This is a genomic window from Bradyrhizobium sp. SZCCHNGR1005, from assembly GCF_032489995.1.
Classification (GTDB): Bacteria; Pseudomonadota; Alphaproteobacteria; order Rhizobiales; family Xanthobacteraceae; genus Bradyrhizobium.
The window spans coordinates 415,696-428,955 of the sequence record NZ_JAUEZC010000002.1 but is presented as its reverse complement, the minus strand read 5'-3'; the positions used below and the strand labels follow the sequence as shown (position 1 = coordinate 428,955).

Here is a 13,260-nt window from a genome sequence, read left to right as displayed (position 1 = left end):
AAGGTCACGCCGCCTGCTTGCCGCCCGCCGCATCGAGCCCGGCATAGATGCCGCGCTCGAAGCCGGCGAAGGCTTCGAGGCACTCCTTGTCCGCAAACGGCAGCACCTGCATCAGGATCACGCCCGTCACGTCGCGCGCGGGATCGATCCAGTAATAGGTGTTGGCAAGTCCGGCCCAGGCGAGGCTCCCGGCGCTCCGCCCTTCCGGAGTGCGGGCCGTGGTGATCATGAAGCTCAAGCCCCACTTCTTGACGATATCCGGATAGAGATCGACATCGTTGGTCACGCCGGGGACCGCCGCGACCATCTTGGTCATTTCCAGCTCGCCGATGTGATTCTCGCACATCGTGCCGACGGTCTCCGGCTTGAGCACTTGGTTGCCGTTGCCGCGGCCCTTGTTCAGGATCATCTGTGTGAACTTGATGTAGTCGCCCGCGGTGCCGTAGAGCCCGCCTCCGCCCATGTGGAATTCCGGCTCCTGTTCCATCTCGAACGGGATCGACGCCAGCGCGCCGTCCGCACCACGCGCGTGCATGGCGACCAGCCGCTCGCGTTGCGACGGGCCGAGCTTGAACCCGGTGTCGGTCATGCCGAGCGGGGCGAACAGATTTTTATGCAGGTAGGCATCGAGCTTCTGACCGGTCACGGCCTCGATCGCCTTGCCGACGAAATCGATGTTGATGCCATATTCCCAGCGCGTGCCGGGATCGGAGGCAAGCGGCGTCTTCAGCGCATCGTTCTTGCAGCTGATGATTCCGGGCAGTCCAGCCTTCTCTGCATAGGCGACCATGTCGCCGTTCCACATGTCATAGCAGAAGCCTGCCGTGTGGGTCATGAGCTGGCGCAGTGTGATCTCAGCCTTTGCGGGGCGCAGGATGGGATCGCCCTTGGCATCGAAACCTTCCAGCACCTGCGGCGCGGCAAGGTCCGGCAAGACTCGGCCGATCGGTGCATCCAAGGACAGCCGTCCCTGCTCCACCAGTTGCATCGCGCCGGCGCAGGTGATCGCCTTGGTCATCGAGGCGATCCAGAACACGCTATCCGTGCTCATTGGATCGTCCTTGCTCAGGTCCCGTTTGCCGAACGCGCCCTGGTAGATCACTTCGCTCCCGCTGGCCGCGACGGCGACCACGCCGGGAATAGCGCCGGCATCGGCCTTCTGGCGCAGCAGCCGATCGATGTCTGTCTGGTTCTGCATGAGGTCCTCCCGCTGTTTTGATTTTTGGTAAGGCGATTGTTGTCTCGCCCGTGCTGCTCGGCAAGAACTCCCGGAAGGGCGACCGGTCGCGATCTCGTGATGATGCGACAGCGAAAGCGCCGACGGGAAGACGAGCCACGGACTTTTAGAGTTCGAGGGAATTGTGGCTACGGTCGTAATCGCCGCGGTGCATGGGCGTCATGCGCCGGCCGCGCTTGGCGTGGGGCGCCTTGAAACTATCTGTGTGTCAATGAGTTCGGCAAGGCCGGCAGTTGCGGCGGCAATGAGACAGGCTGGCGACGACGACCGTCATGAGGGGGCAAGATGATCTCGACCTGGAGCGAATGGAAGCGGTACCCGAGACCGGGCCGCGGCGACAATATCGAAGCGCCGATCACGCCCGGCATCTACGAAGTCCGCGTCGCCGCCACCGGAGCGCTGCATTCGTTCGGAGCGGTCGACAATGTGGCGCAGGCTTTGGCACTGCTGCCCGTCGGCCCGAAGTCCTGGTTTGGACGGCGCGATCCTGCGTCGCTGCCCGATCTCGAATACCGCACCTGTGCGACCTCGACCAAGGCCGACGCCAAGGCCGCGGCCGAGCGGATGATCGGGCAGCGTGAGACCTATCTGAGCGGCGCGGCCTGAGGCCGCATCTGGTCGGCTGAGGTGCTCTGCGCATTTGCGCGGTGCGTAATGGCGTCGTCGCCGTTATATTCGCGCAAAATCCGCACCCTGTGAGGAGACCGCTCATGACCCCGACCGCCGCCGCACGCGCATCTCAGTCGTCACAGCAGAACTTGCGGGACCGTCTGAAGGACCCCTCGCTGTTGCGCGAACAGTGCTACATCGATGGCGCGTGGGTCGGCTCGCCGGTGTTCGCCGTGAACAATCCAGCGACAGGGGCCGAGCTCGCGAAGGTCGCCCAGCTCGGGCCTGACGATGCGACGAAGGCGGTCGAGGCTGCCGCGCTAGCCTTTCCCGCCTGGGCGAAGCTGACCGCGAAGCAGCGCTCGAACATCCTGCGCAAATGGTTCGAGCTGATCGCAGCCAACCGCGAGGATCTCGCGCTGATCCTGACCTCCGAACAGGGCAAGCCGCTGGCCGAGGCGCTCGGCGAGGTCGACATCGGTGCGGCCTATATCGAGTTTTTCGCCGAGGAAGCACGGCGGGTCTATGGCGAGACCATTCCGACGCAGAAGCCCGACGCGCGCCTGCTCGCGATCAAGCAGCCGATCGGCGTGTGCGGCGCCATCACGCCCTGGAATTTCCCGAACTCGATGATCACCCGCAAGGTGTCGCCGGCGCTGGCCGCGGGCTGCACCGTGGTGCTCAAGCCGGCCAACGAAACGCCGCTGAGCGCGCTGGCTCTGGCCGTTCTGGCCGAGCGCGCCGGCGTGCCGAAGGGCGTGTTCAACATCATCACCGGCGATGCGCCGCCGATCGGCAAGGTGTTGTGCGAGCATCCGGCGGTGCGCTTCGTCGGCTTCACCGGATCGACCGAGGTCGGCAAGATCCTGTATCGCCAGTCGGCCGGCACGGTGAAGAAGCTCGGGCTCGAGCTCGGCGGCAACGCGCCTTTCATCGTGTTCGACGATGCCGACCTGGATGCAGCGGTCGAGGGCGCCATCGTCTCGAAATACCGCAACATGGGCCAGACCTGCGTCTGCGCCAACCGCCTCTATGCGCAGGACAAGATCTACGACGCTTTCGTCGAGAAGCTCGCGGCGAAAGTGGCGGCGATGAAGATCGGCGATGGCACCGAGCCCGGCGTGGTGCAGGGGCCGCTGATCAATGCGGAAGCGGTGGAGAAGGTCGAACGCCACATTGCCGATGCGGTGGGCGGTGGCGCCAAGGTCGTCACCGGTGGCAAGCGCTCTTCATTGGGGCGAACCTTCTTCGAGCCGACTGTGCTGTCGAATGTGAAGGCCGATGCGCTGGTGGCGCGCGAGGAAACCTTTGGCCCGCTCGCACCCGTGATCCGCTTCAAGGACGAAGCGGACGTGATCGCGATGTGCAACGCCTCGCCGTTCGGTCTTGCGTCCTACTTCTACGCCCGCGATCTCGGCCGGGTCTGGCGAGTGGCGGAAGCGCTGGAGTCCGGCATGGTCGGCGTCAACACCGGCCTGATCACCACCGAGGTCGCGCCGTTCGGCGGCGTCAAGGAGAGTGGCCTCGGCCGCGAAGGCTCGCATCACGGCATCGAGGAATATCTCGAGATCAAATATGTGATGATGGCGGGGGTTTGAGCTCAGCTCAGGCCGACTTCGGAAGCTTGCTCACCGGAACCATGTAGGACTTGTTCCCGATCTGGTAGATGACCTTGCCGTTCTTGCCGTCGTCGGTCGAGATCTGCGACTGCCCGAACATGATGACATTCTTGTACACGATCCCGGTGCCCTGGCGCGTGATGCCGTCCGTGGTGACGCTGACCTGGGCCTCGTTGCCGCTGACCGAGAGCACGCGAAAGCTGGCGCTCTTGCCGTTGTTGGCCGAATAGCCTGCCCAGCTGCCGGTCAGGTTGCTCTGGTCGGCAGCCGGCGACTGCTTGTCGAGCAGCGCGGTCGCCTTGCCGCCGCCGGCCGAGAACAGCAATACCGCCTTTTTGCCGTTCTTGGTCCCGAGCGTGACTGAGCCGAAGTCGATGGTTGAGCCGTTGACCGTGCCGATGCCGCGCTCGGTCCGTCCATTGTGGGTGTATTCAACCACGGCCTGGGAGCCGCGGATGTTCACCACCTTGAAGCTGACGGTCTGATTGTTGGCGGTCCAAGTGCCTTTCCATTCACCGAGCAGATTGCTCTGGTGATACATCCGCTCCATGGCGGGAGATATCCGGCTGGTGCTTTGGACGACGGCCATGTGCGATGCAAAGAGCTCGGATGCTCTTTTCTCAATGTCTCTGGTCGTTACAAACCGTGACAATGACCCGATTATGCCGGCTAGGTTAACGAGCAATTAAGCTCCGTCGCCCGGCCCTTCGCAGCCGCGCGGCCTATCGCCGCAGCACCGCGATGGCGCGGTTGGCGAAGCTCAAGCGCTCGGCCATCACGGTGACGAAATAGACCAGCAGCTTTTGCCCCAGCGCCGGCCGGTCGCGCGTGATGGCCTCGAACTGTCGCGTCGTCAGGACGTAGAGAACGCTCTCGGTCTCGGCCTGAATCGTGGCACTGCGCGGCGTGTGCGCGACCAAGCCCATCTCGCCGATCGTGGTGTAGCGGCCGAGGCTGCGCACCCGGGTGGCGCCGGCATGCTCGGCCGGGATCATCACGCCGACGCGGCCGTCCAGGATGAAGTGCATGGAGTCGGCGGCGTCGCCGGCGCGAACGATCGTGCTGCCGGCAGCTACCTCGAGCCGCTCGCAACGATGCATCAGCTCAGAGGCCTCCTCCTGGCTACCCAAGATCTGGGCGAACCAGTCGCGCAGGGATGCTTCTTCCCGCTGATGTCCCTGGTGGCGCGAAATGATCGCGTCTTCGCACCATTCCAACGCATGATCGAGCTCCGGCGCGATCGCGACGTCCGGTGTAATGAACTCGCTGGCGCGCAGCGCGCGTTCGACGGCGGGCGGCACATGCACGAGCACCAGCTTGATACCGCGCTCCTGCGCCACCCGCTTGATTTGGGCGAAGCTATAGGCAGCCGAAGAATCGATCCCTGTTACGAGCTTGAAGTCGAACACCAGGAAGCGGCATTCGGGCCGGCGCATGAGCAACGCCTTGACGTACTGGTAGAGTCGGTTCGCCGAGCCGAAGAACAGGTAGCTCTGCAGATTGAGACCCTGGATCTCGCTGCCGTGCGTAGCAAGCAGCGCCTGGTCGTGGCGCGAACGATCGAGCGAAGAGCGATATTCGGTGCCATCGAAGCTGTATTTGATCGAATTGATGCGCGAAGCACTGAGCGCAAAAGCGATGCATCCGATCAGGACCCCGATCAGGATCCCGGCGATGAAGCCCCATTGCAGGATGATCAGGATGATCGCAAGCAGCGATACATAGTCGGTACGGGACAATCGCCGCCGCGATTGCACGGCCCATTTGTGCAGCGTATCGGCACCGAGATAGAGTAGGAGCCCGCCGAGCACGAATTTGGGCATGTAGCCGAGCAACGACGGAGCGAGTACCAGCATCAGAACCGAGACGGCTGCGACCGTCACGCCGGAGAGGCGACCGCTTCCGCCGGCCTTGAAATTGAGAATGGTCCGGCTGATCGAGATGCAGCCGGTATAGCCGCCGAGCAGGCCGGACAGGATGTTGGCGATACCGGTGGCGGTGAGCTCGCGCTCGATATCGGCCTCGCGATGGGTTGCGACCTCGATGCCAGCAGTATTGAACAGCGTGCTCGCCGCGGTGACGAAGGCGACTGCGATCAGATCGCCGGACATGTCGGGTAACATGTGCCATGGATACTGGGCGAGCGCATGCAGGTCCCAGCCCCAGACGAACGAGGCTTGCCCGGGTGGCTGGAAGGTCCAACCCATCGCTTGCGCATCCGCCGGGGAAATGCCGGCAAGCCGGAACCCGACATGCGTGGCCAGGGTGACCGCGACCAGGATCGCCGGAAGCCCGAACGGACTGCGCGAGCGATGCCAGGTCAAATAGAGCAGAAGCGCCATCGCGAGCGCCGCGGTGAGCTGGTAGGCGGTCTGCGGATTGGCGAACGAGGCGAGCGAGCCCAGTTGTAGCCGTTGGCCGGTGATGACGCGGATCGCGCCGAACACGATCAGCGCGCCGGTGGCGCCGAGGAAGCCGCCAACGACGGGATAGGGCACGTAGCGAATGGCGCGCCCGAGCCGGCTCATGCCGCAGCCGCAGAGGACGAGACCGGTCGCGATGCTGGTGAGGCCGAACGTGATGACGGCCGGTGCGAAGATCGATGCATTGGGGTCGACCGCGACGATCCGGTCGATCAGCGACGAGGTGAGGATCGCTGTTACTGCGGCCGTCGAGCTGTCCGGCGCGCCGATCGCGAAACGCAGCGAGCTGCCGAAGGCGAGGACCAGCGCCAGCACCGCGGAGACGATGAAGGTGATGCCCAGCCCCTGACCCAGATAGGGGGCCAGCGGCCCGGCGAAGATCAGGAGCGCGTAAGATAGGCCGTAGGTGATGGTGAGGGCACTGGCAGCGAGCCCGCCAAAAACGTCGTCAAATGCGCGCCGTCCCGCCGGACTGGCGCCGACCGATAGAATCGTCATCTAAAAAATGCTCTCAACAACTCCGTGCCAATGGCAGCGAGGGACACTGGCACGCAAACTACAAACTTACGACAAGTGCCATTCCACCCGCGAAATGGGCAGGAAGCGACGGCGCGACGCTGGAGGGCAGCTCAGATCGCAAGCTCCCGGCCGGTGATGCGCCGATAGGCATCGAGATAGCGTTTGCTGGTCGCCTCCACCACGCTGGCCGGCAAGGGCGGCGGCGGCGCTTCGCCGTTCCAGCGGCCCGCGCGCCGTTCGGCATCGAGGTAGTCGCGCAAAGGCTGCTTGTCGAAGCTCGGCTGCGGCCGGCCAGGCTGATAGGCGTCGGCCGCCCAGAACCGCGAGGAGTCCGGCGTCATCACCTCGTCGATCAGGATGATGCGCCCTTCCTGGTCGCGGCCGAATTCGAACTTGGTGTCGGCGATGATGATGCCCTGCTCGCGGGCGAGTTCCTCGCCCAGCGTGTAGATCGCGCGCGTCATGCTTTCGAGTGTGTAGGTCACCTCGTCGCCGACGACCTCCCGCATGCGGGCGATCGTGATGTTCTCGTCGTGTCCGGTCTCGGCCTTGGTGGCCGGGCTGAAGATCGCGGGATCGAGCTTGGCGCTCTCGACCAGGCCTTCCGGCAGCTTCTCGCCGGCCAGCGTTCCGCTTGCGGCATATTCCTTCCAGGCCGAGCCCGAGAGATAGCCGCGGATCACGCATTCGATCGGAAACACGCTCGTGCGTTTGCACAGCATCGCGCGCCCGAGGATCTCGCCACGATGATCTTTCAAACCAGGCACTTCCGCGATGATGGCATCGGCGTCCGCCGTGATCATGTGATGCGGCACCACGCCTTCAAGCTCGTTGAACCAGAAGGCGGAGATCTGCGTCAGCACCGCGCCCTTCATCGGGATGGTCTCGGCCATGACCACGTCGAAAGCGGAAATGCGGTCGGTGGTGAGCAACAGCACGCGGTCCTCGCCGACGGCGTAGATGTCGCGGACCTTGCCGCGCCCGATCTTGGGAAGCGGCAGATTGCTGGCGAGAAGCGTGGTCATGACGGTACTTTCGAGGACGTGAGGATCGTGTGGAGGACTTACCCTATTCCGGCAGCGGAATGAACTCGTGCTCTTGCGGCACGGGCGCGAAACGGCCGGTTTTCCAGTCCTGCTTGGCCTGCTCGATCCGCTCCCGGCTCGAGGAGACGAAGTTCCACCAGATGTGGCGCGGGCCCTCCAGCGCATTCCCGCCCAAGAACATCATCCGGGCCGGCGTGATGGCGCGCACGGTGATGGCGTCGCCCGGGCGGAAGATCAGCAGCCGCGGCCCTTCATACCGCTCGCGCGCGATCTCGACCTCGCCGTCGACAAGATAGATGGCGCGCTCCTCATGATCGGGATCGAGCGGCACGCTGGTGCCGGCGTCCGCCGTCACCTCGACATAGAACCAGGGCGAGACCATCGACACCGGCGAACTCGCCCCGAAGGCGCGGCCGGCGATGATGCGCGCAGCGAAGCCGGTGTCCTGTACGGTGGGCAGATCGCTCGCGGCATAATGCTGGAAGCTCGGCGCGATCTCCTCGGCCTCGACCGGCAGCGCAATCCAGCTCTGCAGGCCCAGCATTTTCTGTCCGTTCTGCCGCTGCAGGTCCGGCGTGCGCTCGGAATGGGCGATGCCGCGCCCGGCGGTCATCAGGTTCATCGCGCCGGGCTGGATCTCCTGCACATTGCCCTCGCTGTCGCGATGCATGATGGCGCCGTCGAACAGATAGGTGACGGTGGCAAGTCCGATATGCGGGTGCGGCCGTACGTCCATGCCCTTGCCGGACATGAACTGCACCGGGCCGAAATGATCGAAGAAGATGAACGGCCCGACCATCTGCCGCCGGCCATGCGGGAGCGCGCGACGCACCGCAAAGCCATCGCCGAGATCGCGCGTGCGTGGCACGATGACAAGCTCCAGCGCATCGCAGGTGACGGGATCGCCCAGCTCGGGATCGTTTGACGGCATCCAGCTCATGAGCACCTCCTGAGAAACCACCTGGGCTTCTTGCACACTACCAGCAAATGCGGCTTGTGGCCCCGGCTTCCGCGTGCGGCGAGGTTCACGGTCCGCCGGTGCGAAATGGAGCTCCTATTGCCGCCCCAACTCCGTCGCCTGCGACACGCGATCGAACCGCTCCAGCGACAGGATCGCCTCGGCAAATTGTTGCGCTCCACCGTCGAGCACCGGGCGGGCGAGGGTCAAGAACTTCTCACTCATGGCCTGCGAGGTCGGGAACGAACTCGGCTCGCCGGAGGGATCGTCATGCAGCCGCTCGTGCACGCCGTGCTCGGTCGTGATCGCCACGCGCGCACCGAACGGATGGCTGCGGCCGATCTCCAGCCGGTCGTCCTGAACGACATCGAACTTGTCGGCCAGCGCGTCGATCGCGGGATCGCCGAGACGGTTGTAATCATCCCAGCCGAAGCGGCCTTGATCCAGTGCGAGCGCGCCGGTGAAGAACATCGAGAACTGGCCGCCGACGATGGAGGTCGGATGCCGCTTGGTCGCGGCGTCGCCGGTGAGCGTGATGCCGTTCCGATGCAGGCCGATCTCGACCCGCTTGACCTGGTCGGGCGTCAGATTGTGCTCGCGCCGCAGCGCGATCAGCGCATCGATCGCGGCATGGGTGTAGCGGCAGCTCGGATAGGGCTTCACGCCGATCTTCATCGTTTCAAAGGTCGTGCCCAGCCCGGCGACGGCTTTCTCGGGATGCGGCGTATCGCTGTAGCCGACAAGCAGGCCGTGCTTGCCTTCGACTGATTCGATCGCGCCGACGAAATCGTTCTTGGCGAGTGTGGCCGCAATCACGCCGTTCATCGCGGCGGCACCGACCTGGTAGCGCTTGTTCCAGGCGCCGTTGACCAGGAACTGCAGCGAGCCCGCAGCTTGGCTGCCGGAGACGCCGAATGCCGAGATGATCTGCTGCTCCGACAGGCCGAACAATTTCGCGGCGGCCGCGGCGGCGCCATAGGTGCCGGCGGTCGCGGTGGGATGGAAGCCGCGCGCGTAATGCGAGGTCGGATCGAGCGCGTTACCGAGCCGGCAGCAGACTTCGTATCCCGCTACGATCGCGGTCAGCACCTGGCGACCGGAGGCGCCGACCATTTCGCCGACGGCAAAGGCGGCCGGCACCACCGGAGCGCTCGGATGCAACGAGGAATCGGCGTGGGTGTCGTCGAAATCGAGCGAATGGCCCATGGCACCGTTCAGGAGCGCGGCGATCGCTGGTGTCCAGGTCCTGGAATCGCCGAACACGGTGGCTTCGCCCGCGGCATCCAGCTTCAAGCCGGCGAGCATTTTAAGCATCGACGGTGTCGATTCCGCCTCGCGTCGCGCCCGGATCGCGCTGCCGAGGAAATCGAGCGCCAGGACCTTGGCGCGCTCCAGGACTTCCGGCGGGATGTCGTCATAATTCAGCGCGGCGACATAGCCGGCGAGTGTTGCGGTTTCCTGGGCCATCGTGTTTCCTCGGTTTGCCGGTAGGGTAGGCGTGGCGATTCACCAGTTCAAGCGGCTTCGGCGTGGCGAGAAGCTGCCATGCCGAATCTGTGTTTGCGCCGATCTGTTGTTTCAAGCGGAAAGCACGATGCTTCTCTCCAGTTTGTTCGGCCGTTTGCGTGCCAGGAAGGCGCAGCTGGCGCTCGCCGTCAGGAGCACGGTCGCGGCCGCGGCGGCATTCGCGGCTGCCAGCGCCCTGCATCTGATGCTGCCGCTCTGGGCGGTGCTGACCTCGCTGATCGTCACGCAGGGCAGTGTCGGCCGATCTTTGAAGGCGACGCGTGACTACATGTTCGGCACGATCGGCGGTGCGATCTATGGCGGCGCCATCACGGTGCTGATCCCGCATTCCGGCGAGCTGCAATTGCTGGGCATGCTGGTTCTGGCGGTGACGCCGCTGGCCTTGATCGCTGCACTCAATCCAAGCCTGAGTGCGGCCACTGTCACCGCCGTGATCGTGCTGCTGGTGCCGACCATGGGCCATCTCGATCCGGTGGGCTCCGCGATCGATCGCGTCTGCGAGGTCGCGGTGGGCGCATTCACCGGACTTGCCGTGTCGTTCCTGGTGCTGCCGTCGCGCGCGCATGTGCAGATCCGCAGCGCGGCGGGACGGCTGTTGGAGCTGATCGCAGCGGCATTCACCGAGCTGCTGGCGGGCCTGTCGCGCGGTCGCGACAATGACGCGCTGCACCGGATCCAGGATGGCATCGGCGCCGCGCTGGTTGATCTGAACGCCACCGGCGCGGAGGCCGAGCGCGAGCGTTCGGCGCGGTTGTCGTCGGGGGCGGACACAGGGCCGATGCTGCGCACCATCCTGCGGCTGCGCCATGACGTGGTGATGATCGGCCGCGCCAGCGTGGTGCCGCTGCCGTCGGAGCTGCAGGCGCGGCTCGCCGGTCCGGTGGGCAGACTCAGCGAGGCCATCGCCTCCTACCTTCGCGGCTGCGCAGCGAGCTTGCGCGCCCGCACCCAGCCGCCGCCGATCTGGCCCGTTCATGTCGCCGTCAAGGCCTATGCCGAGCAGGTTGCGATCGTGCGCAGCGAGGGGCTGACACACGGCATGCCGGCCGATGCCGCCGAACGGTTCTTCGCGCTCGGCTTCTCGCTGGAACAGATGCGGCAGAATCTCGTCGATCTCGAACGCGTGGTGGCGGAGTGGTCCGATGCGCCGTCGCGCGCGAAGAAGGAACCATCGCGCCCCGAAGAATCCACCGATACGGCCGGCGCATGATGCCTATCTGCTCAGCTTCACGAAGCGCAGGATGAGAAGGCTGGCATAGAGGGCTGTCCCGGCCGAGAGCCCGATCCAGATTCCAGTCGCACCGAGCGAAGTGTGAAGGCCGAGCGCGTAGGAGGCCGGGAAGCCGATCACCCAGTAGCCGAGGATCGCGAACAGCAGCGGCACACGGGTGTCCTTGATGCCGCGCAGCGCGCCAATGGCAATGCTTTGCAGCGCATCGGTGACGAAGAAGGTGGCGCCGACGGCGAGCAGGCCGGCGGCGAGGGCCGCCGTCGCATCAACGTCCGTTGCGCCATCGCCGAGGAACAGATGTACGATCGGAAATCGTGCGGCGATGACGGCTAAGGTCAGGATCACGGCCAGCGTAACGCCGAGCAGCATCGCCATCCATCCCGCGCGCCTGATGCCGCCGGCATCGCCGCGCCCTGCGGCGTGGCCGACCCGCACCGTGGCCGCCATGCTGATGCCGAACGGGATCATGAACAGGACCGCCGTGACCTGCAGGGCGATCTGATGCGCCGCGAGTGCGGTGGTGCTGATCAGCCCCATCAGCAGCGCGGCGGCCGAGAACATGCCGTATTCGAGCAGAAAGGCGAGCGAGATCGGTGCCCCGATCACGACCAGCTGCCACATCAGCCGCCAGTCGATGCGCCAGAGCCGTGCGAGGACGTGATAGCCGCGGAATGGTGGACGGCGGATTGCGAACCACAGCCCGGCGACGAAGGTCGTGAGATTGACGAGCGAGGTGGCGAGGCCGGCGCCGGTCAGCCCGAGCTGCGGCAGGCCCCAATGGCCGAACAGCAGCGGATAGACCAGCAGCGCGTTGATGGGGATCGCCGCGAGCGTGATCCACAACACCGGCTCGGGCCGATTGACCGCACCCATGAAGCTGCGCAGCGCCAGGAACCACAGCGCCGGCGCCACGCCCCAGGCCAGTCCGAGTAGATATTGCTGGGCCAGATGCGCAACGCCTCGCGCCTGACCCAGCGCAACCAGGATCGCTTCCCCGTTGAACGAGATCGCCATGATCGGCAGCGCGATGAACAGGCCGACCCACAATCCGACACGGAGCGAGCGGCGCACGAGCGCGGGATCGGAAGCACCGAAGGCTTGCGCGGCGAGCGGCGCCACGGCCGACATCAGGCCCATGCCGACGGTGAAGCTGACGAAATAGACGGTTCCGGACAATGCGGCAGCCGCGACCGCCTCACCGCCGAGCCGGCCGATGAAGGCGAGATCGGTCGACATCATCGCGATCTGCGACAGCTGCGTCAGCGCCATCGGTGCGGCGAGGCGCACGGTGTCCCAAAGTTCGTGCGCGAACGGGGTGGTCAGCGCCGCGGCTGGCGGCGCGTGGTTGGTTCCGGCTGAGGAGGTCATGATCGTCATCATAGCAGCCTCTGCCGTGCCGTGCACATCGCGAGAGCAAGTTGCGTCCATGGCGGCGACGTGGGAGCGACGATCTGTACGGCGAGCTCGTCGATGTCTCCGTTCGTGATGGCAAGCATCGGGGTCTGCTCTCGTGCCTTGTTGATCACATCGGGGCGTCAGTTCGCGTTCTCGCGGCACGACATGCCCGAGTGATGCTCGCCAAGCGTCTCCCTCGAAACGAGGAGGGGCGGGGAAGGCCGGGTGTTTGGCCACACCCATGGCCCGCCTGCAGAAGAAAAAGCAGGCGGCAGTCACCACAGGTCTGGCCGCACATCCGGCCTTCCCCGCGCGATAGTTGGAACGGCTTATACGTACTCTCCCCGGTGCGCCGGGCTTGTTGGCCACCGTCACCTGCGGATCGCGCCGCAGACTTGACCTCAGCGTCGGGAGGTCAGGACCATACGACTTCGCCGTACGCCGCCGCTCATTCGTCCACGCGCCAGCCTCGGCTCAACCGAGTGCGCGCTGTGAAGCGACCGCGTCCACCGCATCCCGCTCTCAACGTTCGTGACGATCGCGAAGCGTCCCTCTCATGAGAGCGGGACAGATGCAGTATTTCTGATTTTCGGAATTTATGCAAGTCGAAGATTCAGACGCATCGGTCTCTTCTAATGCATGCCGTTCATCCGATTGCGGAATTAAATGTCTCCGCGCAAGGCGTGGGGCGGCCGC

The 13,260-nt window shown here is 65.0% G+C and carries 10 protein-coding genes; 3 read left to right on the top strand and 7 right to left on the bottom strand.

Annotation, left to right across the window (positions count from 1 at the left end; genetic code table 11):
- Positions 1-4: 4 nt before the first annotated feature.
- The gene (locus QXZ85_RS08075; RefSeq protein WP_315761622.1) at positions 5-1,198 is read right to left on the bottom strand and encodes a serine hydrolase domain-containing protein; all 1,194 of its coding nucleotides are present in this window, start codon (positions 1,196-1,198) and stop codon (positions 5-7) included.
- 324 nt (positions 1,199-1,522) lie between these two features.
- Between QXZ85_RS08075 and QXZ85_RS08070 the strand changes: the two genes are divergently transcribed.
- Together QXZ85_RS08070 and QXZ85_RS08065 are read left to right on the top strand one after the other, a co-directional pair.
- A complete protein-coding gene (locus QXZ85_RS08070; protein WP_315729980.1) occupies positions 1,523-1,843 on the top strand; it encodes a hypothetical protein in 321 nt (106 codons plus the stop codon).
- A gap of 104 nt (positions 1,844-1,947) precedes the next feature.
- Entirely contained in the window at positions 1,948-3,444 is a 1,497-nt protein-coding gene (locus QXZ85_RS08065; protein ID WP_315702389.1) for an NAD-dependent succinate-semialdehyde dehydrogenase, read from the top strand.
- 7 nt (positions 3,445-3,451) lie between these two features.
- Here QXZ85_RS08065 and QXZ85_RS08060 read toward each other — a convergent pair whose 3' ends face one another.
- The 5 genes from QXZ85_RS08060 to QXZ85_RS08040 all read right to left on the bottom strand — a co-directional run bounded on the left by QXZ85_RS08060 (position 3,452) and on the right by QXZ85_RS08040 (position 9,878).
- Positions 3,452-4,054 carry a hypothetical protein gene (locus tag QXZ85_RS08060; RefSeq protein ID WP_315702390.1) on the bottom strand — a complete coding sequence of 201 codons (603 nt, stop codon included), beginning with the start codon at positions 4,052-4,054 and terminating at the stop codon, positions 3,452-3,454.
- Positions 4,055-4,187: 133 nt separating this feature from the next.
- Positions 4,188-6,386 carry an SLC26A/SulP transporter family protein gene (locus QXZ85_RS08055; protein WP_315761624.1) on the bottom strand — a complete coding sequence of 733 codons (2,199 nt, stop codon included), beginning with the start codon at positions 6,384-6,386 and terminating at the stop codon, positions 4,188-4,190.
- A 131-nt stretch (positions 6,387-6,517) separates the two neighbouring features.
- Positions 6,518-7,432 carry a phosphoribosylaminoimidazolesuccinocarboxamide synthase gene (locus QXZ85_RS08050; protein WP_315702392.1) on the bottom strand — a complete coding sequence of 305 codons (915 nt, stop codon included), beginning with the start codon at positions 7,430-7,432 and terminating at the stop codon, positions 6,518-6,520.
- A gap of 43 nt (positions 7,433-7,475) precedes the next feature.
- Complete coding sequence (locus tag QXZ85_RS08045; RefSeq protein ID WP_315702393.1) at positions 7,476-8,393, bottom strand: pirin family protein; 918 nt, start codon at positions 8,391-8,393, stop codon at positions 7,476-7,478.
- 114 nt (positions 8,394-8,507) lie between these two features.
- The gene (locus QXZ85_RS08040; protein ID WP_315767735.1) at positions 8,508-9,878 is read right to left on the bottom strand and encodes an MmgE/PrpD family protein; all 1,371 of its coding nucleotides are present in this window, start codon (positions 9,876-9,878) and stop codon (positions 8,508-8,510) included.
- Between the two features lie 127 nt (positions 9,879-10,005).
- On the opposite strand from QXZ85_RS08040, the gene QXZ85_RS08035 reads away from it, so the two are divergent.
- Positions 10,006-11,148 (top strand): FUSC family protein, encoded by a 1,143-nt coding sequence (locus tag QXZ85_RS08035; RefSeq protein WP_315702395.1) that lies wholly within the window; start codon positions 10,006-10,008, stop codon positions 11,146-11,148.
- Between the two features lie 3 nt (positions 11,149-11,151).
- On the opposite strand, the gene QXZ85_RS08030 is transcribed toward QXZ85_RS08035, so the two are convergent.
- Positions 11,152-12,537, bottom strand: a complete 1,386-nt coding sequence (locus QXZ85_RS08030; protein ID WP_315761630.1) for an MATE family efflux transporter — start codon at positions 12,535-12,537, stop codon at positions 11,152-11,154.
- Between the last annotated feature and the right edge of the window lie 723 nt (positions 12,538-13,260).